Source organism: Parabacteroides timonensis, assembly GCF_900128505.1.
Classification (GTDB): Bacteria; Bacteroidota; Bacteroidia; order Bacteroidales; family Tannerellaceae; genus Parabacteroides; species Parabacteroides timonensis.
The window spans coordinates 3,391,690-3,417,865 of the sequence record NZ_LT669941.1; the positions used below are offsets into that span (position 1 = coordinate 3,391,690).

General features: G+C 43.6%; 21 protein-coding genes. 3 read left to right on the forward strand and 18 right to left on the reverse strand.

Going from position 1 to position 26,176, the window contains the following annotated elements:
* Positions 1-837: 837 nt before the first annotated feature.
* Genes BQ7394_RS21290 through BQ7394_RS21305 form a run of 4 tightly spaced genes read right to left on the reverse strand, consistent with a single transcriptional unit; the run spans position 838 to position 3,199 of the window.
* Entirely contained in the window at positions 838-1,698 is an 861-nt protein-coding gene (locus BQ7394_RS21290) for an endonuclease/exonuclease/phosphatase family protein (protein ID WP_075560153.1), read from the reverse strand.
* Between the two features lie 11 nt (positions 1,699-1,709).
* Positions 1,710-2,471, reverse strand: a complete 762-nt coding sequence (locus tag BQ7394_RS21295) for a biotin--[acetyl-CoA-carboxylase] ligase (protein WP_075559248.1) — start codon at positions 2,469-2,471, stop codon at positions 1,710-1,712.
* The gene (locus BQ7394_RS21300; RefSeq protein WP_075559249.1) at positions 2,464-2,817 is read right to left on the reverse strand and encodes an MmcQ/YjbR family DNA-binding protein; all 354 of its coding nucleotides are present in this window, start codon (positions 2,815-2,817) and stop codon (positions 2,464-2,466) included. Before BQ7394_RS21300 ends, BQ7394_RS21295 begins: the two co-directional genes overlap by 8 nt.
* A gap of 16 nt (positions 2,818-2,833) precedes the next feature.
* On the reverse strand, positions 2,834-3,199 hold the full coding sequence (locus BQ7394_RS21305; protein WP_075559250.1) for a YraN family protein: 366 nt from the start codon (positions 3,197-3,199) through the stop codon (positions 2,834-2,836).
* 68 nt (positions 3,200-3,267) lie between these two features.
* Here BQ7394_RS21305 and BQ7394_RS21310 point away from each other — a divergent pair, with 68 nt between their 5' ends.
* Positions 3,268-3,495, forward strand: a complete 228-nt coding sequence (locus BQ7394_RS21310) for a hypothetical protein (RefSeq protein WP_075559251.1) — start codon at positions 3,268-3,270, stop codon at positions 3,493-3,495.
* The gene (locus BQ7394_RS21315; protein WP_075559252.1) at positions 3,492-3,932 is read left to right on the forward strand and encodes a nucleoside deaminase; all 441 of its coding nucleotides are present in this window, start codon (positions 3,492-3,494) and stop codon (positions 3,930-3,932) included. The genes BQ7394_RS21310 and BQ7394_RS21315 overlap by 4 nt, the downstream gene beginning before the upstream one ends.
* A gap of 46 nt (positions 3,933-3,978) precedes the next feature.
* On the opposite strand, the gene BQ7394_RS21320 is transcribed toward BQ7394_RS21315, so the two are convergent.
* The 5 genes from BQ7394_RS21320 to BQ7394_RS21340 form a co-directional block, all read right to left on the reverse strand.
* Complete coding sequence (locus BQ7394_RS21320) at positions 3,979-4,245, reverse strand: DUF4834 family protein (RefSeq protein ID WP_075559253.1); 267 nt, start codon at positions 4,243-4,245, stop codon at positions 3,979-3,981.
* A gap of 54 nt (positions 4,246-4,299) precedes the next feature.
* On the reverse strand, positions 4,300-4,995 hold the full coding sequence (gene pssA, locus BQ7394_RS21325; protein ID WP_075559254.1) for a CDP-diacylglycerol--serine O-phosphatidyltransferase: 696 nt from the start codon (positions 4,993-4,995) through the stop codon (positions 4,300-4,302).
* A 22-nt stretch (positions 4,996-5,017) separates the two neighbouring features.
* A complete protein-coding gene (locus tag BQ7394_RS21330) occupies positions 5,018-5,692 on the reverse strand; it encodes a phosphatidylserine decarboxylase family protein (RefSeq protein WP_075559255.1) in 675 nt (224 codons plus the stop codon).
* A 398-nt stretch (positions 5,693-6,090) separates the two neighbouring features.
* Complete coding sequence (locus tag BQ7394_RS21335; RefSeq protein WP_075559256.1) at positions 6,091-9,354, reverse strand: UvrD-helicase domain-containing protein; 3,264 nt, start codon at positions 9,352-9,354, stop codon at positions 6,091-6,093.
* 25 nt (positions 9,355-9,379) lie between these two features.
* Positions 9,380-9,724 carry a translation initiation factor gene (locus BQ7394_RS21340; protein ID WP_075559257.1) on the reverse strand — a complete coding sequence of 115 codons (345 nt, stop codon included), beginning with the start codon at positions 9,722-9,724 and terminating at the stop codon, positions 9,380-9,382.
* 130 nt (positions 9,725-9,854) lie between these two features.
* Here BQ7394_RS21340 and BQ7394_RS21345 point away from each other — a divergent pair, with 130 nt between their 5' ends.
* A complete protein-coding gene (locus tag BQ7394_RS21345) occupies positions 9,855-11,765 on the forward strand; it encodes a sensor histidine kinase (RefSeq protein WP_075559258.1) in 1,911 nt (636 codons plus the stop codon).
* On the opposite strand, the gene ispF is transcribed toward BQ7394_RS21345, so the two are convergent.
* The 9 genes from ispF to BQ7394_RS21390 form a co-directional block, all read right to left on the reverse strand.
* On the reverse strand, positions 11,743-12,219 hold the full coding sequence (gene ispF / locus BQ7394_RS21350) for a 2-C-methyl-D-erythritol 2,4-cyclodiphosphate synthase (protein WP_075559259.1): 477 nt from the start codon (positions 12,217-12,219) through the stop codon (positions 11,743-11,745). The genes BQ7394_RS21345 and ispF overlap by 23 nt on opposite strands.
* A 6-nt stretch (positions 12,220-12,225) precedes the next feature.
* A complete protein-coding gene (porV, locus tag BQ7394_RS21355) occupies positions 12,226-13,431 on the reverse strand; it encodes a type IX secretion system outer membrane channel protein PorV (protein ID WP_075559260.1) in 1,206 nt (401 codons plus the stop codon).
* Positions 13,432-13,503: 72 nt separating this feature from the next.
* Positions 13,504-16,890, reverse strand: coding sequence for a type IX secretion system sortase PorU (gene porU / locus BQ7394_RS21360; protein WP_075559261.1), 3,387 nt, complete (start codon positions 16,888-16,890; stop codon positions 13,504-13,506).
* A gap of 69 nt (positions 16,891-16,959) precedes the next feature.
* Positions 16,960-17,574 carry a fumarylacetoacetate hydrolase family protein gene (locus tag BQ7394_RS21365; RefSeq protein ID WP_075559262.1) on the reverse strand — a complete coding sequence of 205 codons (615 nt, stop codon included), beginning with the start codon at positions 17,572-17,574 and terminating at the stop codon, positions 16,960-16,962.
* Between the two features lies 1 nt (position 17,575).
* Entirely contained in the window at positions 17,576-18,226 is a 651-nt protein-coding gene (locus tag BQ7394_RS21370) for a redox-sensing transcriptional repressor Rex (RefSeq protein WP_075559263.1), read from the reverse strand.
* 252 nt (positions 18,227-18,478) lie between these two features.
* Positions 18,479-19,474 carry a glycoside hydrolase family 43 protein gene (locus BQ7394_RS21375; protein WP_235848792.1) on the reverse strand — a complete coding sequence of 332 codons (996 nt, stop codon included), beginning with the start codon at positions 19,472-19,474 and terminating at the stop codon, positions 18,479-18,481.
* 33 nt (positions 19,475-19,507) lie between these two features.
* Positions 19,508-20,569 carry a family 43 glycosylhydrolase gene (locus tag BQ7394_RS21380; RefSeq protein ID WP_075560155.1) on the reverse strand — a complete coding sequence of 354 codons (1,062 nt, stop codon included), beginning with the start codon at positions 20,567-20,569 and terminating at the stop codon, positions 19,508-19,510.
* Positions 20,570-20,737: 168 nt separating this feature from the next.
* On the reverse strand, positions 20,738-22,579 hold the full coding sequence (locus BQ7394_RS21385) for a RagB/SusD family nutrient uptake outer membrane protein (RefSeq protein ID WP_075559264.1): 1,842 nt from the start codon (positions 22,577-22,579) through the stop codon (positions 20,738-20,740).
* An 18-nt stretch (positions 22,580-22,597) separates the two neighbouring features.
* Positions 22,598-26,167: a SusC/RagA family TonB-linked outer membrane protein gene (locus tag BQ7394_RS21390; protein ID WP_210436538.1), complete on the reverse strand. Its 3,570-nt coding sequence runs from the start codon at positions 26,165-26,167 to the stop codon at positions 22,598-22,600.
* Positions 26,168-26,176 lie beyond the last annotated feature (9 nt).

Consider the following 26,176-nt stretch of genomic DNA (forward strand, 5'->3'; position numbering starts at 1 on the left):
TTCGAGTGACTAGAAAAAACGACCGTTTATTCTAGTCATGCTTTTGAGGGGGATGTCTGTTCGTAGTCAAAACATAGAATTTCGTACTTGTTTTGCTATTCTATTGATAAGAAAGGAGATACTAATGATATTTTTCTTTGAAAAAGGATTGTGATTTCAAAAGTTATAAGTACTTTTGTTGACGAGAATAAACGGTCGTTTTTTCTAGTCAGTCATAATAAGACATTCTTCTCTTATTTTTCATAGCATTTAATGCAATAAATCACTCCTAGAAATATAGCTATTATATATATTAATGTACGCGCGTACCTTTTATAAATATAATTTTCTTTCAATTTGGCGTCAAAGGCGCCCTTACACCCATAACAAACTATATATCTACACTTTACAGATGACGCCACCTTTAAATCCAGCGTCACCCACTACTTTTTGGAGCTCTTTTTCAGATCATCGGCATAATTAAAGATTTTCATCAGGAAGACTAAGCCTAAAGTATACGACAATTTATGGGATTTGTCCGCTATTTTAAATATGTAAGGCGGTGGATACAGATATGCAAGGCAAGCCTTTCAAAAAAGCAAGGCTTGCCTTACATATTTGTAAAGTATATATTACTTATTTAAAGTACAGGAGAAAAATATTTAATCATGCTGAATATGAGGTTTAAAGATAGTGATGAAATTGCTTAACTGTAACGCTGATATTTTAAATAGGGTAAAAAAAGAAAGGTGACGCCGTACTGTTGGTACGGCGTCACCTTCATAAGTATTTATATTCAACGGATACAGTCCATATTTACAGCCATTGACGCCATAAATACAAAAAAGAATCTTCCGGCTATTCTTTCGGAATAAACATACTGATGCCAACCGGGTAATGATCGGAAAGGTAATCGTTATCGGGGCCGTTATAGATTTGAGCATCTACACAGTTAGGGCGAAGGCTATCGGTAACAAAGATAAAATCGATCCGTTCCTGCTGACGACGCAAGGCTTCTCCTTTCGGAGAACTGGCCAGGATACGGGTCGGGAATGAATAACGCTGACTATCGGGGGTAAACATATAGCAGATATCATGCAATGATGCAGCCATAAAAGTCGATATAACTGCATAATTCTCCAGATGCTCGTCTGTCCAGGAAGCATCGAAAGGAGAATGGGCATTCATATCACCCATCAACAAGCAACTGGTCAGCTGGTTACTATGTATATAGTTTACAATATTATCCGCTTCCTGTTTACGTTTCAGACGATCGGAAGGATTTAGGTGCGTTACCAGAAAGTCCATGTCGAGCACTTTACAATGTAACAAGCCATGTCCGTATCCATCTATTTTCCGGTCGATTACCTTGATAGGCGTTTTGGAAGTAAGACCGACCGGATAACCGTTCTCCTTCACGATAGCGGCATACGGGTGACCATATCCGGCAGCCAGTTCTTTCAACTTAGCTTCGGTGAAGCCACAAAGTTCGTTCAGTGCCAATACATCGGGCGATTGCTCTTTTACCCAGGCGGTGAAACGGGCGATACGATCCTGATCGGTGCCGTTGCTGAAGCCATCCATAATGTTGTAAGAAATGATCTTTATCTTCTGACGATCGGTACGCCAGTCTCGTTCATAAGTCTGGGCTTCCAATATCGGAGATATAAACATGGATAACAGAAACAAGAGGAATACACTTTTTAATAATCGCTTCATTGCCATAGTATTTAGATTGAATTATTGTCGACTACCGATACTTCCTTAAACGCATACCGCCTCACTTCCCCGTCATTCAGTTCGAGGATCAGATGACCGGTCGGCTCTATGCCCTGGATACGTGCCTGGAAAACTCCCTGCTCATCACGGTACGGATAAAAGCCCTCTCCACGATAAAGGGCAGCCATATAGCTATTCCGTATCTCTTCCTCCTTCTCCAGGATCAGGCCGAGATAACGGTCGTAAAGACGTTTCAGGAAACTGTTCAACAGTTCTTCCCGGTCATATTCCCGACCGGTGATCTGGAACAATGAAACCGGATTGGGAGCATTACTCAGGAACTCCCGCTGGTTTATATTGATACCGATACCGATCACTGAACAATAGAGCGAATGCCCCGTCAGGTCGTTCTCTATCAGCATGCCGCATATCTTCCGGTCTTTCCAGTAGATATCATTCGGCCATTTCACCGTTACATCGTCGATATACTGATCAAGCGTCTCTTTTACGCTGAGCGCAGCTATCTGGGAAATCAGGAACTGACGGTTGGCCGGAAGGAAATCCGGATAAAAGATTACACTGAACATCAAGTTTTTACCCTCTTCCGACTCCCATGAGTTGCCTACCTGTCCACGTCCGGCTGTCTGAAACTCGGTAACAACGACGCTTCCTTCCGGTAGCGATTCTTTACCTACCAGCCCACGGAGATAGTTATTCGTAGAGCTCGTTTCGTTCAGGCGGATAAAGCGCGGCGTTTCGTTTTCTTCATTCATCGTATGTTTCCCTTATCTTTTTTGGCAGTTTGGCTATTACTTCACGATAGGAATGATGAATCCAACGGCAGACCTCTTCGGCCGGCATATCGCGTTCCAGATAAACACCGTTCCAATACTTTTTATGGAAATGATAAGCCGGTTCCACTGCGGTATAACGTTCACGCAGTTCTTCCGTATAATCAGTACTGCATTTCAAAGCGATATATGGTTCTTCCGCATCTAATGCCAGAAGAGCAAACATCTTGTTCTCCACCTTAAAGACCAGAGAGACATCGTCAAACGGAAAACTTTCCGTAACGTTTCTCAACGACAGGCAATATTCGCGGGCTTCTTCTATATTCATACTTTTCTTTGTTTTATTATCTGCAAGGAGCGTAGAAAGCATCATCCAGATGTTCGATCTTATAGCCTTCCCGGCCCTTTATGAGCGTTATAATATCGAAGCGAACCGGATAGTCGAGATCGAAATAACGGACATAAGCATCTGCTGCGGCTACGATCCGCCTTATTTTCTTATCGTCGACAGCCTCTTCGGGCGAGATAAGAAAGTCTTCCGAACGGGTCTTTACCTCGACGACGATTATCTCGCTGTCTTTCAGGGCAACAATATCCAATTCGTAATGATGCCAGTGCCAGTTCGAATGCAGAACCGTATAGCCCTGATGAATCAAAAAGTCGCGTGCTGCAGCTTCCCCGTCTTTTCCTAAGTCGTTTCCTTCAGCCATCTTATTAATTTGCACAAATATACTGTTTTTCTTTTTTATTTGCGCTTTCGCTTGTACATTTGCACATTATGGCACAGAAACGGAAATATTCAGCTCCACAACCCAACCGTCCGCGGGTATATAAGGTTACTTTTATGCTTAATGAAGAAGAGCAGAAGGCTGTCGACCGCTATCTGGCCAGATATAACATAGAAAACAAATCCCGGTGGTATCGGGAAACCATCCTTTCACACATACTCAAGACGCTGGAAGAGGACTATCCTACGCTCTTCAAGGAAAACGAAATGAGACGATGAATCCATTTAACGACGAATATTTTATGAAACAGGCCCTGGTGGAAGCACGTGCTGCCGCGGCCGAAGGGGAAGTGCCCGTAGGGGCGGTAGTTGTATGTAACAACCAGATCATTGCCCGTGCCCATAACCAGACGGAACGGTTGAACGATCCGACGGCTCATGCGGAAATGCTTGCAATTACTGCTGCCGTAGGTGTATTGGGAGCGAAATACCTGACCGGTTGCAGCTTGTATGTGACAGTAGAACCTTGTATCATGTGTGCAGGAGCAATCGGCTGGTCACAACTAAGTACGATTGTATACGGTGCCAGCGACGAAAAGAGAGGATACCAGGAATATGCCCCGAAAGCATTCCATCCGAAGGCCGTTGTAAAAAGGGGAGTGATGGAAAAGGAATGTGCGGAAGAGATGCAGAAATTCTTCCGGCAAAGAAGATAAAAACAAAAATCCCACGTCAAAAGCGCGGGATACTGTTTGCATATAACTATTTTACCTCTTCGAAGTCGACATACTCGCCTTCGTCTTTGGCAAAGATCTTCTTACGGTTTGCAGAAGCATAATCATCCTCAGCAGCATGCGAGTGCTGTTGCCCGCCAGAGTAACTGCTTGTCTGACGACGTTGCTCTCCCTTCTTTCCGCTGCTGCTTCCACTACCGAACAACATATTTTTAAATGTGCGCAGAATAGAGAAGCCCATCAGAAAAACTAACAGGATGAAGAAGAAAAACATTACAAACAAAAACTTAAACATAATATTCGTTACTTAGTTGGTTTATAAGAGAAACACATAGACCAAACCTCTTGTTTAGTGTCTTTTGTTAAAAATAGACAAGAGGATATAGAGAAGAATCGTTCCGGCTATACCAAGCATACCGAAGAAGGCAACGAACAAGACTGCACAAACGACTAAGATATAGCGTCTTTCATTACCTTTCCAGCCAACCGACTTGATCTTTAACGAGAACATGGGAATCTCAGACACAAGCAATAAAGAGGTAGCCAACGCCACCACCAATGTAATCACAATGAACAGGACATTATTAGCCTGGCTCAAAGGAGACAATGAATATCCGACCGAGGCCCAGAACAACGCATGTGCCGGAACCGGCATACCGATAAAGGAAGTTGTCTGCCGTTCGTCGATATTAAATTTGGCCAGACGCAAACCCGAGAAAGCCGGGATCACAAAAGCCAGGTAAGGGATGTAACGTCCTATCTCTCCCAATGGAAGACAGGCCTGGCTCAGCATCCAGAATACGATCATCCCGGGAGCAACACCAAAGCTAACCATATCCGAAAGGGAGTCGAGCTCTTTCCCCATCGGGGAATAAGCTTTCAGCAAACGGGCGGCAAACCCGTCCAGGAAGTCGAACACGGCAGCGATAATGATCCATATAGCTGCCCACAGCAGATTTCCCTGCAACGCCATTACACTGGCTATACAGCCGGAAATAAGACTCAAACAAGTAATTGAGTTAGGAATATGTTTTCTGATATTCATTGTTTCGTATATTTTCAGGACCTTATTCGCACGGGCATTTGCTCAAACGTGCAATCGGAGTCTGATTACCGGTAACCTTCTGATCCATCTCGATCAGAACTTCAGTCCCGACAGGTAAATAGACATCTACACGCGACCCGAATTTGATAAAACCCATTTGTTCATCAACATGACATTTCTCTCCTACCTTCGCATAGGTAACAATGCGTCGTGCAAGTGCACCTGCAATCTGGCGGGCTAATACATCCGTTCCATTCTTGGTAGTGATAACAACAGCAGAACGCTCGTTTTCGGTACTGCTCTTGGGCAGATAGGCAGCCATGAACCGTCCGTTATTATGAGAAACATGTTTCACTGTCCCGTTTACCGGAAACCAGTTGGCATGTACATTGAACACAGACATAAAGATAGATATCTGCAAACACTTCCGGTGAAGGATCTCATTCTCCATCACCTCTTCAATGGCAACGATCGTACCATCGGCAGGGGCAATCACCAGTCCTTCGGAGTCGTAAGGGAACCTACGGAACGGACTACGGAAAAAATTCAGTACCAATAGAAAGAGAATGGTCGATACCGATGCAACAGAATAGAACAACGCCTCCTTGCTGATGGTATGGTATATTGCGACATTCACGATAAACAACACCGTAAATAACGTAAGTAGTAGACCTGTTCCTTCTTTATGTACTTTCATTCTTTTCCTAAAACTGCATTTTTATTACAATCTGCAAAAGTATTCATTTTTGTGGAATAACAAAACAATTCAGTTGACAATTGACAGATGACAGTTGACAGATAAATGAATTGTAACATAATTACGAACAAATATCTGCATTTATCATCTGAAAAAGGTTTCACCTTTTGACAGTTTTGAATGTAGTGTCGTTGGTAGGGGCGGTTCGCGAACCGCCCTTACAGGTGCCGTCATAATGGAACAGGCAGGTTCGACCGTAGGGGCAGGTTCCAAACCTGCCCGTTGTGACAATGATTACATCCTGTTGATATTGGGCGGGTTTGGAACCCACCCCTACGAGGTCGGTTATTTAGGTTCACCTTTTTCTAATTCCGAACGCGAAGCCCAATTGTCAATTATCAATTGTCAATTAACAAAATCCTGCCCTGTTCAACATACCAGAGAAAACCTTCCACTTTTGTGTAGCCCATCTGGCGGATCAGCTTCATATAATTCTTTACCTGGCTATGGTGTCTCTTATCCTGGATATCCCCGAACTTATAGTCGACCACCACCACTTTATCGGCCGTGATCATTACCCGGTCAGGACGTTTCGACAGTCCTTTTCCGAAAAGGATATCCACTTCATTGAGTACACGGGCTGTTCCGTCATACCAGGGAAGGACTTCCGTTGTTTTGAGCAATTCCTCTAAACGGAGAATCAATGTTTCAGCTTCACTTTTATTGATCACTCCGGCCAGACGGTAACTCTCTACGGCCGATCCTATATCTGCACATGTCCGTATCTGACTCAACACTTCATGCATCAACGCGCCATGTTTCCGTTTCTCATTATCAAAGAAAAAGCCTTTTCCATGCAAACGGAGTTGAAGGCGGTCGTCGGGAGAGATGGAGTTGATACGGATCATTTCTACTTCTTCCGGGGATGAGTCGTCCGTCTTTGCAACTGACGGATGCCACCAGCTTCCTAGTTCAAAAAGTCCGGCTTTTGTATCGAAAGAGGGGGACAAAGGTATTAAAGACTCTCCTTGCTTGGTATCCGTTACTTTCCAGTGCAATGCACCCCAAAGCGCATCGGCGACAGACGATATCTTCTCAACCTCTCCAGTCTCTTCTTTTATCTTCTTAGGACGCGGGGCAAAGACGATCAGTTCTTCTTTCGAGCGTGTAAAGGCCACATACAAAGTATTCAGGTTATCGATAAAGGCGTGCAACCGTTCACGGAAATAGTCTTCTGCAAAGATGGTATTCCCCAACGACTGGCTGTAACGCACCGGAACCAAATGTAAGCGATCGAACGGTTTTGTATCCGGCTTGCACCAAAGGATAACGGGTTTCGACGGTTTATGGTCGATCTCCCAATCGCCGAAAGGTATGACAACGACCTTAAAGCCCAACCCTTTCGATTTATGGACGGTAAGGATACGGATCGCATTCTGTGCGTCGGGCGTGGCAATCGTCTTACGATAGCCTGCATCATCCCACCATTTCAGGAAACGGCTCAGGTCGGCACTTTCTTTTTGGGTATATTCGGATACCATATCAAGAAAAGCCTGTACAAAGACTTGTTCATTATCCTGGAAGTGACCGGAGAAAAGCCGGAAGAGTCCTTCCGATATTTCATACAACGACTGGCGGGAAAGCGCTTGCAGTTCGGAAGCGATCTCCGACGGGAAAGCCAGTCCGGTCGTTTCTACGGAACAGATATCCGGACAGTCCGTTGCTGCCGGTTCATCCTTTAATATCCGGTAAGAATACAAGGCTGTTTGTTCGTTGATCTTGTCTTCGGGGTTCTTCAGATAGCGCAACAGGGCGATCATAAACCTTACGGCAGGCGATCCGCTGACAAACAGGGCTTCATCGGAGATAATATCATAATTATAACGGTCGGAAGGGTTTTCTTCTTTGTAGGAAAGTAACTTATCTGCCACCATAGCTCCCTCCATATTGGTCCGCACCAGGATTGCTATATCCTTCAATGCATAACCGTTGTCCTGTAACTGTTCAACGACCTGGGGCAAGCGGTCGAGTGCTTCTTCTTTCCAGTCCTTCTCCTCATCACCCGACAAGAATTCGATTCTGACATGTCCGTCCTTCTGCTGAAAAGGAGGGGGCACCTGTTGGTAACTCTTATCATAAGCAGACATGATCTTGGTAAGGAAAGAGGCGCGTTGCTTTTCACTCAGCGAAGAAGTCAACAGCGTTTCATTATACACTGTCTGCAACAGGGCAGGAATAGAAGTAAAGAAAGTGTTATTGAACTCCACGATATTCCGGCAACTACGCCAGTTCTCCTTCAGTGTTTCTTCCGTTACTTCTTCGGCGGAGAAATCGGTTTGTACCTGTTCGTCCAATAGTTTCCAGTCGGAGTTACGGAAACGGTAGATACTCTGCTTCACGTCACCTACGATCAGGTTGGCCCGGTCGTGTGCCAGGCTTTCTTCTATCAACGGACGGAAATTGTTCCATTGCATGCCGCTGGTATCCTGAAACTCGTCGATCATATAATGATCTACATGCGTACCGGTTTTCTCGTAGATAAACGGGGCATTACTTCCACCGATCACTTTGTTTAGCAATTCGGTGGTATCGGCGATCAGCATGACATTCTTTTCCTCACGGTAAGAGGCTATCTGACGGGAGACATCGGTCAGAATCCCGAGGGTATAGTAATAACGGACTATTTCGCGGGCCGTATTATAGGCCGTCAGGTTGGAGAATAAAGCGACTATATTCTTGATGCAGTCATTCAACCCGTCTTCGAAAGCACATCCGATGATCTGGCGGGCACCCTGCGGAGTGGTCTTGGTGAAACACCCCTCCAGGTTATCGGCCAGGCTGATAAACGTAGCGGAAGGATCTTTCATTTCTCCCCGTTCGAGCCGCTCGAGCAAGGTAAGCGGGGAACGACTGCCTCCTTTAAAGTCAGTCGTACGGAGGGCATATTTATTGAGTATCTGCAAGCCCCTTTCACCCAAACGTTTGGCCTCGGCTTCTACCGAACGGATAATGCCGAACAATTCATTCTTATAGTTCTCCAGTGCTTCCTTATCCTGGATATCTTTGGCGACTTCATCACTGGAAGCCTTATAGCTTTCTTTAAAGACTTCACGACTCAAAGACATGATATCTTTGCGCAGGTTCCATTCGCCTCCGTTCTCGATCTTATCTTCGGCAAAACGGAGCAACCAGCCCAGGAGTTCTTTACTTTCGGGCTTCTCCAGATCGGCCAATAGATTATCGATCGCGGAAGTCAACACCAGTTCCTGATCCATCTCGATACCGTAACCGCCCTGCAAACCGATCTCGCGGGTAAAAGCGCGCATGGTCTGCTGGAAGAACCGGTCGATCGTACTGATATTGAAAGAGGAGTAATCGTGAAGAATATCTCTTAATATCTTGCCTGCCTGTTTACGAACCTGCTCTTCCGTCAGCGAATAAGCAGACTTCAAGGAACCGACATAATCGGACTTCCGGCCGGACGAGAGATTATACAACTCCTCCACGATACGGCCTTTCATCTCATCGGTTGCCTTATTGGTAAATGTCACGGCCAGGATACGGCGATACGCACCCGTACCGGTGAATAACAAATTCAGATATTCACCCGTCAGCTTGTGGGTTTTACCTGCCCCGGCAGAGGCTCTGTAGACAGTCAGCATAGTTTTATTATTTAGATGGCAGGGCTTATATAATCCTACTTTTTGTATAACCTTCTTTTTGAAGTATCTCAAGCACCTTCTGACGAAGATCTCCCTGTACGATGATCTCTCCATCCTTGGCGGAACCACCCACACCGCATTTTACTTTCAGGAACTTGCCTAAAGCCTCCAGGTCGTCTGTCGTTCCACGAAATCCGGTAATCAACGTAACAGCTTTTCCACCCCGGTTGCGTTTATCCAGAGATATACGCAATTGTTGTTTTTCTTTGGGTTGCGTATCTTCTTCCGCCTCGTCTCCCGTATTATATTGAAAGTCCGGGTTTGTCGAATACATGACTCCCAAACGATCTTTCCAGTCATTATTTTTCATAATTCATTCTTTTATCCGGTTCAAAACTACAAATTAACAGCGGGATAAGCAAAATAACGGGACAGAATGCATACCTTTGTCCTACAAGCTCTGAATTTCATAATTACTCGGCTTTAACAATCATGCATATATGAAAAAGACAATCTTCATATTCTTCCTGCTGTTATTTACGAACAGGATCTTGTATGCCCAAATGCAAGACAAGGATAACTACATCCTGATCCTACACTCCATCAACTTTAATGAAACCTGGACACAAGAGACGTATGAAACCATCCGGGATACCTTTTCAAAAGATGGCCTGATGGTAGAAGGGGAAGAATTACAGATACCTGCCATGAGAAATATTACAGAAGTTTACGACAAAATAGCTGAATTAAAAGATAAATATCCACTACCTCCCAAGGCGATCGTATGCATAGGCGATCCTGCATGGCTGATCTGCCGACCTCTGTTCGACAACGAATGGAAAGAGGTTCCGGCTGTTATTTGCTACTCACGTAAATTATCCCCATCGAAGATAGAATACTTACTTCAGAGGGACATCCAGGACACAAAGAATATGGTTCCCACCGAAGAGCTCATTAAGAAATATAATGTAACTACCATAACACAACCGCTTTATACAGAAGAAACCATACAACTCATAAAACAACTTCAGCCCGAATTAAAAAAGATCGTATTTATTCGCGACGAACGTTATATCAGTATCTGTGCAGAGCAAGAGCTTTCCGATACAATGAAAACTCATTTCCCTGATTTACAACTGGGAATACTCTCCAGCCCGTCCATCTTAACCGAAACATTGCTGGAAACACTTTCTATTTATGGCAAAGAAACCGGAATAATCTATTACTCATGGTTCCTTTCAAAGGAAAACGGTGAAAACCAGTATCTAAGGGATAACGTTCAAAAAATAATAAACAGCTTTTCCAATTCCCCGATTTATATACTAACAGACCTGAATCCAGAATCGGGGAATTTTGCCGGCGGACATTATATATCTGTAAAGGATTTCAGCACGTCTGTCGTATCGACCATCAGTCTTATACTGGATGGGAAACCAGCCCGGGATATTCATTCTCATATTGGAGGGTCTCCACAGACATATCTCAATTACCAGCATCTGTTCAGGAATGGTATTCCCCCTGTCCGTTTCCCTCAGAATGCAGTTTACTACCAGCAGCCTCCTACTTTCTTTCAAAAATATCAGATACACTTTATTAGTGCCCTTGCAATCATCGGCCTGCTGAGTATGATCGCAGTACTACGCTTTCGTCTTTATATGCAAAAGTTAAAACAGGATGAAGAGCGCCGGGAAAAAGAAAAAGCAGAAGAGGCCAACCGCCTGAAATCGGCGTTCCTGGCAAATATGAGTCACGAGATCCGTACTCCCTTGAATGCTATTGTCGGTTTCTCCAATCTTATCGCTCACTCCGAAAGCCCGGAAGATGCACTCGAGTTCTGTAAGATCATCGAGACAAACAACGAATTGCTACTGCAACTGATCAACGATATTCTCGACCTGTCAAAGATCGAAGCAGGACAACTAGAGTTCAGCTTTTCAAACATCGATGTATCTTCTCTCTTCTCGATGCTGGCACAGACACACCAGACACGGACAAAAGAAGGGGTTACACTGGAATGCATCCTCCCGGAAAAGCCCTGTTTTATCCATTCGGAAAAGATCCGGTTAACGCAGGTCATGACCAACTTTCTGACCAATGCCTGCAAATTCACCTTCGAAGGTTCTATCCGTATGGGGTACGAGGAAATCGAGGGAGGATTACGCTTTTACGTATCCGATACAGGGAAAGGAATTGCCCGGGAAAACATTCCACATGTATTCGAGCGCTTTGCTAAATTCGACTTGTTTATCCAGGGAACCGGATTAGGATTATCAATCTGTCAGACAATCGTAAATCGCCTGAACGGGGAGATAGGTGTAGAATCGGAAGAAGGGAAAGGCACTACTTTCTGGTTTACCATTCCCTGCGAAGTTCATCATGAGGAATATATCACTTCTGTATCAGAACAGTAGCATAGGCCGCAATACCCTCCTGACGACCTGTAAAGCCGAGTTTTTCTGTCGTTGTTGCTTTTATGGAAATATCCTCCTCGTCCACTTGCATTACTTCGGCCAGTGTCTGCTTCATGGCAGGAATATGAGGGTTCAGCTTCGGACGTTCTGCCGCAATAGTCGCATCGATATTACCCAGTTCGTAACCAGCATCACGCAACAGCTTCATGGTGTCGCGCAATAAGATCTTGCTGTCTATATTCTTATATTCTCCGGCTGTATCCGGAAAATGATAACCGATATCACGCATATTCGCTGCACCCAGCAGTGCATCACAAATAGCATGTATCAACACATCGGCATCACTATGGCCTAACAGACCTAATGTATGTTCAATACGTATGCCTCCCATCCACAGTTCGCGATCGGGAACCAATGCATGCACGTCATACCCAAATCCTACCCGTATCTTCATAGCTGTTTATCTGAACAAGTTTTTGATTCCGTCCATATCGAACGACAAGGTAAAACGCAACGTCTGGTCTAACGGGTTACTCTGAACCGTACTTACCAGGTAAGCTGCATCCAACTGGAATACACTCATACGGAAACCGGCTCCAACAGAGAAATACTGACGATTACCTTTGTTGGCATTCTCATAGAAATAACCTCCACGCAGGAAAAACTGATCGTTATAGCTATATTCAGCACCGATCGAAACCATCACTTCCTGCAATTCGCCTTTGAAACCATCGGGTGAGTCTCCAAAAGATTTGAAGATACCGGAGATACCGGATACATCATTATATTCCAGTTTCTTTTTATCATATTCCGCACGCTCTTCGTCAGTTGCTCCCTCAGTCAGATAAGGTAAACTAGGCACCAAGTACTTACTCAAATCAAGATATAAACCAATCCGGTTAAAATCATCGATCGGATAAAGCAAACCTGTTCCCAAACGAAGAGTTGTAGGTAAAAACTCATTAGTATTACCACCATTATAAGATATTTTGGTACCGATATTAGACACATTAAACCCTAAGCTCCACAAAGCCTCTGCCTGCCCCAGAACCACATACTTTTCCAGGTAACCGGCAATATCGGCTGCGAAAGCATTACCGGGAACGCGATGTTCATCCTGCGCATCCTGTCCCATATCCGAACGAATATAACGCATAGCTACGGCCATAGAATAAGATTCGGACAATTTACGGCTGTAACTGACGTCGAATGCCATTTCATAAGGACTTACCGTATAACCGCCGCTTCCATCCGAACTGGTTTCATTACCAGTATTAATATCACCTAAAGAGAAATAACGCAGGGAAGCACCGATTGCCTGCAAATCACTATCACCGATCTTATAATAACCGGAAAGATTAGCCAAAGCCACGTCATTAACCAATTTGCGCAACCAGGGAGTATATGACAAAGACACACCAGCCTTGCTGTACATAAAAGCATACTTGGCTGGGTTCCAGTATTGTGAGTTTATATCCGGAGTAGTAGACGCTCCATTATCCCCCATCGCACCGGCACGAGCATCGGGAGCAATAGAAAGAGAAGGTACTGCTGTATTGACCGGAGCAAATTTGCTTTTTCCATTATCTTCCGCCCACGTAGTAAATACGGTCAGTAAACTGAATACGACTATAAGTGTTGTACTAATTCTTGAATTCTTTATCATACTATATTCCTGTTAAATACGCGGCAAGTAACAAACCTACCTTACGAACATATAAACTGATTTTGTTTTACTTTATTGTGCGAGGATTATTAATTTCTTTGCTTCCGTCGCCTCCTTAGACCCGCCGGAACTGATCGCTGCACGATATATATAAACGCCGGGACGAAGCCGTCCTCCCCTGTTATTGGTCAGATCCCACGTCACCGTATACGATTTAAAGAGTTCGGACGAACCTGTTTCTTCATGTCTCCACTGCAAGCGCCCAACCATATCGTACACCATAATCCCGACGGTCAACTGACTTTCCGGACGGTTATGGAACAGATGGAATGTCACTTGCTCACGAGCCGGGACCGGAGTTGCCGACAGCTCCAGCAGATAGGGTTTCAAACCTTCCACAACCTCGAATTCAAATTCCTGTGTCGTCGAGTTATTCTGTATATCCCAGACCTTAAACTCCGCCTTATGCATTCCCGGAGTCAATGCCGGGATCAGGAACTTGACAATTCCCTCTCCTTCGCTTCCCGCTACCAGTTCATAGTAACTATTCAGATTATAACTTAGAGCCGGATTACCATCGATGATCAACATCATGTCATGTCCGATACTGCTACCTGTTATATTCACACCACTCTTATCCCAAAGACGGGCTACAAAGAAGGGGGTAGTATTGACCTGTCCGCCACTCACAAAAGTCGAGTCATTCAGATAAAGTGTACGTATTTCCGGACCATCCTTATCGTCATCCGCATTATCGTCCGTTCCCCCGACACGATAATTCAAATAGGCACCCTGGGCTTCTATTTTACTCGTTTCATCCGATGCATAAAGATTCATCTTTCCGAATTCATTCGAATAAGAGATATCCTTCGGAACGGTAAATGTGAAACTAAACTTTCCCGAACGAACGGAGTCGTTACCTATAAAAAGTATGTTCGAGTAATCCGTATATTTGAAAGTTTTACCTGTATTGTTATTGTCCAATGTTTCATAAGAGACACGGCTATCCAGAACTGTCGGATTCAACAGGCCGGAGAAATCGGTTGCCACATTCCCATCCGGGTTCAGTACCTCGCCTTCGACGGTTATTTTTTGCAATGCCTTAAAAGTAACAGGTTCGCTGGTTACAGGTTCCCCGTTTATCGCCGTCACATTCATGCGATATTCCGGATAACACAACTTCATAGCGGGGTCACCGATCAAAGCAAATCCCAATTTATAACGAGTGGAACCCAATGCGCGTTTAGTCGCTTTCATCACTTCCCCCAGGGTCAACCGGCGTCCGTTCTTTTTCTCAAACAAATTACGGATCAAGTTATCGTTAATTGAGAAGTTTGGACTGGAATAAGCTACACGGGTAGTAGTGAACAATCCGATACCGCCACTCACCTTATTCAAGAAAACCTGCTCACCGGCAGAAGTTACCGGAGCATCGAAACGACAAAAATCGCAGGTCGCAGTAATCCAGATCGGCAAACGGGGATAAGTCGATTTGGTAATATCACTTTCCGTCAGCACTTGTTCATCACTCCAGGAAACAGTATTACCATGCCCTGTATAATTGATCAACAACTGACCGCTCTTAAGCAATTTCTGTATATCTGTCTTCACTGCCGGATAAGTACTCAAACCTCCCGAAATATCTTTTTTATAAGAATCGAAATAAATCTTATTCACCATGAACTCCGGATGGCTGGTGTTTATATACTCGCCCAGTTGGTCAGCCTGTTCAGCATGTTGTATCATATAACTATCGGCATTGTTACCGTCGTCAGCGACAAAGCAGACATTATTTTTCCATGATCCGGTCTCATTATTATCCATATAATTGATCACCTTGTTGACCATATTGGTCGCCTCGGTCACAGTCCGGACAGGAAAACGGCCGATACCGATATCGATCTTCGAAGCTATCAGACCTTTTCCATTATTACTATCGTCAAGAAAACCGAAGTAATCGTCTATCACATACGATTTATCATCCAACGATTCATCCGTCTGGTAAGTCAACAGCATATTACTTGTCGTTACATTTTGCCAGCTAGACGTTAAAAAACGATTATCGAACGCACCGTCACCAAAAAGAAGAAGATATTTGGGAGCATCGCTTTCGGAAGTTTGCCGATCGTAAAACATCTTCATGAAACGACGATAAGCCGTAGCATCCGGTGTTCCACTGGAGAATTCGTTGTAGATCACTTCCGGGGTAACTACCTGAACCGTCAGCCCGTCACGGTCGCGGTGAGCTTCCGCCAAACGTTCAGCTTGGCTCGTTAATCCCGGCTGTGCAATAATGATCATATCCGTTTGCGGTAAAGCGTGCAGGTCCTGATTCGTTACATCACCTACAACTTTAGGAGACGGGAGTGACTGATTCCGTTGCACCAAGGCAAACTCCCTCAATGTTCCTCCCGGAATAGAGAAAGATAATTCGCTTCCACTCAGTTCTGTCTCCATCCGTTTCGGATTCACGGCATCCGTTACATCAAAAACCAATGTATTCGCATTGGCATTCTGAATAACAAAACGAGAAGGATTCCCGACAGAAGCCAGACTACGGAAAAACGTACAGGCACCATAGGGTTGCAACTCCCGTTTCATTTGCAAACGAATATAATCGAGGTAGACATTTTTATGGCCATATTGCCCGTATCTTACATTGACTTTGACATTCGCACTTTTATCACCTTTCCAGTCGGCCACTTCATACGCCAGGTTCGCTTTGGTATATTCATCGCTGGAAGAACTGTAACTAATCGTCCTCGAGATCAGTTCACTGCCATTCACACTCAGGGTTACATTTCCGGTACCGCTGATAGGCTTTGCGATAAAGCGGAGAGTTACTTTACCGTCGTCGTTGGTGATTCCTGTTATGTTGTTAAATGAAAAATCCCTCGACAGGGTCATATCCATTGCTTCTCCGAACAACTCACGTCCGGAGTTATTAACAGAGACCAGATCTTTTTCATGCAACCGGTAATCATCAAAAGTCGTCACTTTCAAAGAAGCACCCGCAGCCGAAGCGACAGATTCCATTTCTTTTGTAGCGGTAGCATCCGTCAGAAAATAATACCCATACTGAGAGTAAGGATTATTGACATGGACAAAACACTGGTTAACGGTATCATAACTCCATTTCACCACGCCACGTCCGTAGAACAAAAGATAATCATCGCCACGCCAGGTGGCTACCGCCGGAACATCATCGATATAAGGATTAGAGAAATCTTCATCCAGTATCCAGCCTCCATATCCATGTACGGAAACTTTTGTCGGATCGGAAAATCCCATCGAACGTAAATCGGCATAGGAGAGTTTATAGATACCGTCTTCTTCCACCTGTATTTTCACCCATTTACCGGATGACAAAACGGACTTGGCAGCATAAATACTTCCATCGGCCCGGACAGAAGAAAGAAAACAGATACTTATTATTAATGTATATAGTATTCGTAACATAATCCTTTTTTAGTTGACAGTGATAGTTGACACGTGACAGTTAAAGTCATCCACAACTGCTTCTGCCAACTATTTTACGTAAAAATCAAGCAACTTACGTTCGCCGATATATCCCTGCAAATGGTCATCGATCTTCACAGGTCCCACTCCCGCCGGAGTTCCTGTAAATATCAGATCTCCTATCTTGAGGGTAAAAAAACGACTAACATAAGCGATAACCTTGTCTACCGGGAAAAGCATATCCGAAGTATTTCCCTCCTGCACCTTCTGTCCGTTTATATCCAGATGAAACGGGATACGGTTCACATCCCCCAGTTTATCCAATGGCACAAACGTCCCGATCACAGCCGAATTATCAAATGCTTTACTGATCTCCCAAGGTAATCCCTTCGCACGCAGTTCTTTTTGCAGGTCACGGGCGGTAAAATCGATGCCGACTGTAACTTCATTATAATAACGATGTGCAAAACGTTCGGCGATATTCTTACCCAGCCGGTCTATCTTTACAACAATCTCGGTTTCGTAATGTATCTCCGACGAAAAATCAGGGATAAAGAACGGCTTCCCGTCTTTCAACAGGGAGGAATCGGACTTCATAAAGATAGTAGGTTCCGATAATTCTAACGAATGATGCAGCTCTTTATTGTGTTCTGCATAATTCATTCCTACTGCTATGATCTTCATTTCAGTGATTTATTGAGTTCAAACGATTAAACATGACAGCCAGATGGGCATACATGGAAGTATTCTGTACGACAATGTGTTCCGGCACACGGATACGGAACGGGGTAAAGTTCCACAGGGCTTTGATCCCTCCGGCAATGATCTGCTCGGTAACCTCCTGTGCCTTATCTACCGGAACCGTGATCACACCGATCGTTGCACCGTATTCTTTTTGTTTGGTAGGGAAATCATCCAGGTGAAAAACCGGGATCCCATTGATCACGGAACCTGCCAGTTCCCGGCGTACATCGAAACCGGCTACAATCTCGAGTCCATACTGGTTCAATCCTGAGTCTTGCAGCAGGGCAGCTCCCAAACTACCTACACCAAATAAAAAAGCCTTATGCTGTGCAGTAAAACCTAAAAAGTCTTCCAACACATCCACAAGGGTACAAATCTCATAACCAACCCTGGTCTTTCCGGAAATATTTACAAAAGAGAGATCTTTTGCCACCTGACTGGGGTCTACATTAATCTCTTTTGCGATCTGGGTAGATGATACAAACGTCTCTCCCTTACCTTTCAAGAGCTTTAGGAAGGCAAGATACCAGGGCAGTCTCCGGAGGGTAGGCTCCGGTATTTTCCAGGCTTGTTTCATTTCATCGTTGGCCATTATCTTTATACTTATTAATGCAGCACACAAAAGTACAATTTTGTTCCTAAACATAGGCAAAAGCTATCATTTTTTGTTCCAAAACATGAATTAAACTCTTATCGGCTATTTTCAATAAACAAAAAGCTCCGGTAATATACATTACCAGAGCTTACTTTGCCTGTCTTCATTCTTCACAAAGCTCGAACAGAAAACTTTATCAGATTATTTCCATTTACCTTTTTAACATGTAATATTTTTGATCATCCTCTCTTATTTTTCTGCTGGCAGTTTATCGACGACCATAGGCCGGATAAGATTTCCTCCTAACGAAACGACTCCGTTTTTGAGAGACATATCAACAACATACGAATTACGGGGATGTATTTCCGTCTCGCTCTTATGAGCATGGAAGACATAACGCATTTTGCCGTCTTTATCAATGAAAGGAGCACCATGACCAACACCAACCAACCCTTCATAATTATGCAAAATAGGGTTTCCTTCATATTTCTTCCATGGACCGAACGGAGAATCAGAGATAGCAAAACCTACTGCGTAATCCTGGCTCGTATAGCCATTCGCCGAATACACTAAATAATAAACACCGTTTTGCTTAAAGACAGAAGGGCCTTCCACCACTTTTGGCAGAATCAATTCCCACGGTTCCTCGGCTTTGAAACATTGCGTCAATGTCTCTTCTTTTATCTCTTTCAAGTTTTCTTTCAACTCTGCACACCAAATAACATTACCATCATTGAAACGAACAAAATAGAGATAGGCTTTACCGTCTTCATCGAAAAAGACCGAAGTATCGATACCCTTTTCTTCACGAATCGGCTTATATTCGTCTTGTTTAAACGGGCCTAAAGGAGAATCAGACGTAGCAACACAGATATGTTCTTCAGAAGAATAAAACATATAGAACTTTTTCTCTTTTTCCACATAATAAACTTCCGGGGCCCAAAACATAGACTCACCATAAGAGTTCGTATTACTGAGAGACAAAGCGGAAGCACGTTCCCAAAACTCGAGATCCTTGGAATAATACACATCGAATCCGGTTCCAACATTTGTCCCGTATATATAATAAAGACCGTCATGAACCAGAATATACGGGTCTGCCAAAGGAACCGTCGTCGAAAGGACGGTTATCGGATTTTCTTCCTCCGGCGGTATCTGATTCTTTTTATCCCCCTCCCCATCATTGCAATTCATACATACGAAAAGAGGAAGCGATAACAACAATAAAATCCATTTCTTTTTCATCGACTAAATATATAATAAGGTTAAACACTCACATTATTCAATTACCGGACGGAATGCTCCGTTAGAAGGTTCTTGCTTCTCTACATAAGGCCATCCCTCCTCATCCCACAAAACACGATCCAGTAACACCTGTCGCTGTGCATCCAGCCGTTCCAGCTCGAAAGCATGATAGAGCATCCAGGTGTTCTTTTCATCGTCTTCCAGGAGAATGGAATTATGTCCGGTCCCAACAAAACGATCATTTTTCCGGAGCACGACTTCATGCTTATTATCCAACATCTTCTCTCCTTGCCTATTGACATACGGACCGGACAGTTCTTTCGAACGAGCAACAACCGTAGTGTAGGTACTGTTCTTACCCTCACAACAAGAGCCTATAGAGCCGAACAGATAATAATATCCGTCGCGCTTCCAAAGATTAATACCCTCATAGGCACTTCCGGCAATCTGTCGCTTGGTATCGAACTTCGGAGTGATTTGTAAATCGTCCGTCACATCAAGCTCCATTATATAAATGCCGAAAAAGCTACCCCAAAGCATATAATATTTGCCACCTTCCTCATAGAAGAACTGATCGATTGAATTCTCCACATTAACCTCACGACTGTCGAACACTTTCCCCTTCACTTCAAAAGGTCCTTCAGGAGAATCCGAAACAGCATAACCGACCGTGCTGACCCAATGGTTTCCCCATTGTGCCAACGAATAGAACAAGACATATTTGCCTTTGATATAACGGATCTCAGGTGCCCAAATAGCAGCATGCACATTATCCTTATTGTCCTTGTTACCGGCAAGAAAATCCGGACGTGTCTTATCGTTAAAGGCTACACCGACTTCCTCCCACTCGACCATATCTTTTGAGCGGAAAATCGGCAAATTACGAATATCTTCAGTTGCATACAGATAATAAAAACCATCTGCCGTACGGATAGCAGTCGGATCCGGTAGCGATATCTTTATCACCGGATTATGATAGGCAAGCTGCGAATCATCAACTTCCGGAATCGGCTGTTTCTCCGGGTTTTTAGAATTGTCACCTCCACCACAAGCAACCAAAAACAGAAGGCCTGAAAACACTATTGAATCTTTCACTTTCATTACAAAATAATTTTACTCGGTTTTATGGATAACCCGACAGTCCTTTCAAGGATCGTCAGAGACTTCCTCCAACAATTAGTGACTATTGGAGGAATCTACCGCCGACTTCAGATGGAGTCGACGGCACTTCCTATGACACAAAATGTGAATAATAGAACAATATCACTCCCAACCCGTATTCTGTATAATATTCGGATTCATCTGGATTTCATTGTAAGGGATCGGATACAACCAATACTGATCACCACCCCAGGCATAGTGGTAAGTAGCCTGTCCCCAAACCTGGCGCAAACCGTTCACTACCTGCGTACCGCCATCGTCATAAGTAAAGAATTTTCTTTCCTTCCAGATCTTCCAACGAAGTTCATCGAAGTAAATCAAATCTTCACCGAGCAATTCCCAGTAACGTTCATTACGGATACGTTCACGCATATCATCTTGTCCGGTAACAGTTGTTGCAGTGTTAGAATTGAGCAACTGGGCACCGGCACGAGCACGTACTTGATTCACGACTGTAACAGCTTCAGTCGTTTTTCCCTGTTCGTTCAAAGCTTCTGCTAAATTCAGCAGCACATCAGCATAACGAATCTTAGGCATATCGATCCCGGTACCCTTTTGACTTCCTTCACTGGTTCCTTCCGTTACAAATTTACGATTCAGATAATAGAACATTGCCTGTGTATCAGTTTGCAAATCGTTCGGTTCACGTGTAACCGTACCATCCGCATTCGTCGTTTCAATCCAGGTACTACGATACGGATAACGGTTCGTAAAATAATTGTCGGAACCGCCCGTACCTCCCAGATACTTCGCATACGGTGTAATGACACTCATTTCCAGACGCGGGTCACGGTTGTCATAAGCTTTACGGATACGAGCCTCATTACCATTCGGCAGATAGTAGTCCATGTTGGCACCTTGCTCTTTAGCATTAGTAATTTCAACTTCCGTCAAATTATCACGCAAGAAAAAGACACGACGTTCGTTGACCGTCAGTTTGTAATAATCAGGAATCACTTCTTCCCAATCAAATTTGCTTCCGTCAGCAGTTTCATAGGTATCGACGAAATCCGGATTCACCAGATAGTTGTTCCACATAGCCCCATATGTACACCGATTCCCGAAACCACGGTTCTTAGAGTTCCAATATCCATCTTCCTCTATACACTGGACAGAAAAGATCATCTCGTCGCACTGTTCGTTGACTTCTTTAAATAATTTTTTGTAAGCATCAGTACCATCAGTAAATAACTTGTAACCGCAGTCACCGACCTTCTTAAAGTCGGCTTCAGCAGCTGACCAATTTTCCAGCCACAAATAGATCTTGCCCCTAAGCGCATAGGCGGCACCTTTCGTGATGTGACCATAGTCTGAATCACCACTGTTGTATTTGTTAGGTAAATTAGACTCATTAATACAATCCGTCAAATCACCAACCAATTGATTCCAGATTTCAACCATGGACAAACGGCTTCCTTTGGCCTCATCAATATCTTTAATAGGATCAGTATAGTAAGGCACACCACCAAACAACAAGTTCAATTCATAGTACCAATAACACCGGAGGAATTTGGCTTCGGCAACAAGACGTGCTTTTTTTGCTTCAGTAATTCCTTCTACATTCGGTATATTGGCGATCACATCGTTACAGCGGATGATGAATTTATAATTGTCATGCCAAATCCAACTTGGACCGTCGCCTGAAGTAGTCTGATTACCAAACAACATACCGAAATTACGCCAGTTGGCATCGCGATCCATAGTCATGGAGAAACAATCAAACCACATATTATAATTATCATTATATAAATGGTTCAGCCCATTGTAAAGACCGGTAACAGTTTGTTCTGCCATCGTGGCATCAGCCCAAACTTCTCCCTCGCTCGGCTGGTTCTTCGGAGTCAAATCCATATCCACACAACCCGTAAGGAACAAACCTGACAAAACAGAAATAGATAGAAGTTTTGTCGCGTTTCTTATAATCCCAAATTTATTCTTGTTCATAACTTTTCCACAATTTAATTAGAATGTCACATTAACACCAACTGTATACTGGCGAATCGGCAGATAACCGTCACCACTCATACGTTCCGGATCAGATCCTTCGAATTTTGTAATCGTCAGTAAGTTTTCACCAGACAGATAGACACGCGCATTCTGGATAAATGCAACCTTCATCCAATCTTTCGGGAAGGTGTAACCGATCGTTAGGTTTTTCAGCTTCATATAGTTTCCATTCTGCAGATGCCAAGAGCTCGTAGCACTAGCCTGTCCACTATTCTGATACCCCACAAGACGCGGTGTTTGAGAATAGATATTCGTACGTGGATCGCCAGGATTTTCAGGATCGTAGAAATAATGGTCATAAGCTACGTCATAACCAATACCATATCCGTGTGTGATACTAACGCTATTCTGAGTCTGTTTGTAATAATCGATCTTAAATCCTGCTGCACCAGCCCAGTTCATCGAAAGGTCAAAGCCTTTCCATGTCATACTTGCCTGCAAGCCGAAGTAGTATTTCGGAGTACTGGAAACACCCTGAAATTCCCGATCATCATCATTACCGTAGATGCCATCTCCATTATAATCGGCATAGATCATATCACCATACCATATCTTATCTTTACCGATCGACTGGTTCGGATAGAATTTATAACCGGCATCAAACATCGCCTGTAACCAATTCATATCCCCTTCTGTACGAATCATACCATCTTTCGGACCACCGTTGATGTTGACAGATCCATCCGTATTGAAATAAGAGCCGTTACCTTTGTATGGATTCATCATGTAAAATTCATTCATCTGATGTCCTTCCACAATCAACGTAGAAGAACCATTAGCTACCGTTCCTACATTCTGATACCATGTCTTATTGCCATTTTCGTCTGTACGCCATTCACGGATCAGTTCACCTTTATATTTCGTTACCTCATTCTTGTTGTAAGTAAAATTGGCAGAAACCGAGTAGGCGAAATCTCCGACATGATCATTCCAGCCTAACGAGAACTCAATACCCTTGTTGTTTACATCGGCCAAATTCTGAAGCGGAGAGGTAAATTGGTTCAAGGATTCAGGTAGTGTCGGACGATACAAGATTCCGGTCGTATTCTTGTTATAAACTTCGACCGTTCCGTTCAAACGATTATTCAACATACCAAAGTCAAGACCAATATTGGTAACAGCAGTCTCTTCCCATTCCAAACTGTAGTTGGAGAAAGTCGTCATAGCCAAACCATTGGATTTATTATTGTTGAACGCATAGTTATAACCAGATCCATAAAGAGCCTGCCATTCGTAGTTGCCGATAGAGTTGTTTCCTAACTTACCCCAAGATCCACGCAACTTTAAATTACTCAACCAGTCTACATCCTCCATAAATTTCTCTTCAGAGATACGCCAACCGGCAGAAAAAGAAGGGAACAGCCCCCAACGAGAGTCAGGAGAAAAACGGGAAGATCCGTCATAACGCATATTCACTTCAAACAGATAACGGTTATCGAACCCATAATTGACACGGCCGAACCAGGAACGGGAAGAATATTCATAAGAAGAACCTTTGATGTAATACGGATCTGTCATGGCATTAAAATCCGTCAAAGAGATACTTGACATACCTTCCTTGCAAATGTCCACTTCGTCACCCCAATAACGAGCCTCTTCATAACCAGCCAAAGCACTTATATCGTGTTTTCCATAAATATGTCCCCAACTCAGCAACATATTTGTCTTCCAGTTCTTTTCCCGTTTCTGCCAATCATATACTTTATAAGTAGACATATCTGTCGATGTCGGAGGCGTATTCAATGTCATCGAGCGATTGAAACTATATTGTTCTTTATAGTCAGACGGTTGCCATCTATGATGGTTCGTAAACTGATCATAATACAAATTAGCTGTGAATTTGAAATCTTTCAGGAACTTCACTTCCAGATACGGATTGACGAAATATTTATTCTGCTTGTAGTAACCATAAGAGTTACTCATATTCAGCAATGGGTTACCGGCTTGTCCATCTTCCTCATTGGTTTCGATTCCACCATATTTACCATTATAATAAGGATAGACGCCCGGAGTCACCTTCTGCATGTTCAACCCCCACATATCGCTCAAATTATTACGATCCTGATCGGCATTATATCCCCAGGCGCGCATTCCGACAGTCAGAAAGTCAGTCACTTTAGACTCGACATCACTACGCAGATAGTATTTTTTAACACCAGATTCAATAACCAAACCCGGATTATTCAGATAAGTACCGGAAATGGCATAGTTAGTACGCTTTTCTGCACCTGTCAAGCTGATGGTATGTTCCTGCATCCATTTCGGATCATAGATTACATCATACCAATCTGTGCTAGGGTGTGTAACATAATTCGGAATTCCGGCAGCATTCGTTGCATTCGGATTCCTGGCAGCTTCGCGCCATTCATCGATCGTCGACTGTGAGAATTTGACTGCTTGATTCGTATTAGTATAACCTTCGTTGACAAATTCCATATAGTCCGCATAATCAGTCACCTGGCGAATTAATTTGGCCGGAGTCTGATAAGAGAACTTACCGGAATAGGTTACGTTGATTTTACCATCCGTTCCCCGCTTAGTTGTGATCAAGATAACACCATTGGCGCCCCTGTTACCATAAATAGCACAAGACGCAGCGTCCTTCAAGATGGAAATTGAGGCCACATCATTCGGGTTCACCTCATTGAGTCCCATTTCCATACCATCCACCAAAATCAGCGGACCGGCATCATTCATTGTACCTGTACCACGAATCAACACAGAAACACCTTCTGCATTCGGTTGGCTACTGGTGTTCATCACATTCACACCGGCTGCCATACCTGATAAAGAAGCAGCGATCGTGGTAACCGGACGGGCCAACTTTTCATCCGAGAAGTTAAGACTGGCTACAGATCCAGTCAAATTCACCTTCTTCTGGGCGGCATAACCCACAACTACAACCTCTTCAATAGCCTGTGTGTCATCTCTCAAAACTACATCGAAAGAATTTTTATTGCCCATTGTGATCTCCTGAGCAATGTAACCGATATAAGAAATTGAAAGAACTGAATTGGCTGTAACACCATCCAAAACAAACTTTCCGTCCAAATCGGTAATCGTACCGTTAGTCGTCCCCTTCACCGATACATTCGCACCGATAACCGGATCCCCCTTGGTATCTCGCACAATTCCTGTGATAGTTTTTCCCTGCTGGGAAATACCAGCCTCCCTAGCTGTTATAATAATATTTTTATTAGATATCTTAAAACTACAATTCGGTAGAATTGTAGTTAGTATATCAGATATACTAAGATTTTCGGCATTCAAAGTGAGGCGTTTGTCTACATCAATAATATCGTCATTGTAATAGAACGTAAACTCACTACGATTTTCAATTCCTTTCAAAATTTCTTTGATTGTCGAATTTTCCATATTGAGACTAATCCGCACAGTCTGTGAATAAGACTCTTCAGCGGAAAGCCCGCATAACATAACGGTTAACATTATCAAGACTAATTTTATTATCCTGACTTCTTTTTGATAAAAAGAATCCAACAAATCCTTTCGGTTGAAATAACTCATATTTTACTT

Bases quoted from the DNA above. Each gene is read 5' to 3' on its own strand.
- ispF (WP_075559259.1), bottom strand. From the start codon at position 12,219: ATGAAGATACGGGTAGGATTTGGGTATGACGTGCATGCATTGGTTCCC.
- BQ7394_RS21385 (WP_075559264.1), bottom strand. From the start codon at position 22,579: ATGAACAAGAATAAATTTGGGATTATAAGAAACGCGACAAAACTTCTA.
- BQ7394_RS21290 (WP_075560153.1), bottom strand. From the start codon at position 1,698: ATGAAGCGATTATTAAAAAGTGTATTCCTCTTGTTTCTGTTATCCATG.
- BQ7394_RS21370 (WP_075559263.1), bottom strand. From the start codon at position 18,226: ATGGCCAACGATGAAATGAAACAAGCCTGGAAAATACCGGAGCCTACC.
- BQ7394_RS21365 (WP_075559262.1), bottom strand. From the start codon at position 17,574: ATGAAGATCATAGCAGTAGGAATGAATTATGCAGAACACAATAAAGAG.
- BQ7394_RS21390 (WP_210436538.1), bottom strand. From the start codon at position 26,167: ATGAGTTATTTCAACCGAAAGGATTTGTTGGATTCTTTTTATCAAAAA.
- porU (WP_075559261.1), bottom strand. From the start codon at position 16,890: ATGTTACGAATACTATATACATTAATAATAAGTATCTGTTTTCTTTCT.
- BQ7394_RS21320 (WP_075559253.1), bottom strand. From the start codon at position 4,245: ATGTTTAAGTTTTTGTTTGTAATGTTTTTCTTCTTCATCCTGTTAGTT.
- BQ7394_RS21375 (WP_235848792.1), bottom strand. From the start codon at position 19,474: ATGAAAAAGAAATGGATTTTATTGTTGTTATCGCTTCCTCTTTTCGTA.
- BQ7394_RS21310 (WP_075559251.1), top strand. From the start codon at position 3,268: ATGGCACAGAAACGGAAATATTCAGCTCCACAACCCAACCGTCCGCGG.
- BQ7394_RS21295 (WP_075559248.1), bottom strand. From the start codon at position 2,471: ATGAATGAAGAAAACGAAACGCCGCGCTTTATCCGCCTGAACGAAACG.
- BQ7394_RS21335 (WP_075559256.1), bottom strand. From the start codon at position 9,354: ATGCTGACTGTCTACAGAGCCTCTGCCGGGGCAGGTAAAACCCACAAG.
- BQ7394_RS21305 (WP_075559250.1), bottom strand. From the start codon at position 3,199: ATGGCTGAAGGAAACGACTTAGGAAAAGACGGGGAAGCTGCAGCACGC.
- porV (WP_075559260.1), bottom strand. From the start codon at position 13,431: ATGATAAAGAATTCAAGAATTAGTACAACACTTATAGTCGTATTCAGT.
- BQ7394_RS21345 (WP_075559258.1), top strand. From the start codon at position 9,855: ATGAAAAAGACAATCTTCATATTCTTCCTGCTGTTATTTACGAACAGG.
- pssA (WP_075559254.1), bottom strand. From the start codon at position 4,995: ATGAATATCAGAAAACATATTCCTAACTCAATTACTTGTTTGAGTCTT.
- BQ7394_RS21315 (WP_075559252.1), top strand. From the start codon at position 3,492: ATGAATCCATTTAACGACGAATATTTTATGAAACAGGCCCTGGTGGAA.
- BQ7394_RS21300 (WP_075559249.1), bottom strand. From the start codon at position 2,817: ATGAATATAGAAGAAGCCCGCGAATATTGCCTGTCGTTGAGAAACGTT.
- BQ7394_RS21340 (WP_075559257.1), bottom strand. From the start codon at position 9,724: ATGAAAAATAATGACTGGAAAGATCGTTTGGGAGTCATGTATTCGACA.
- BQ7394_RS21330 (WP_075559255.1), bottom strand. From the start codon at position 5,692: ATGAAAGTACATAAAGAAGGAACAGGTCTACTACTTACGTTATTTACG.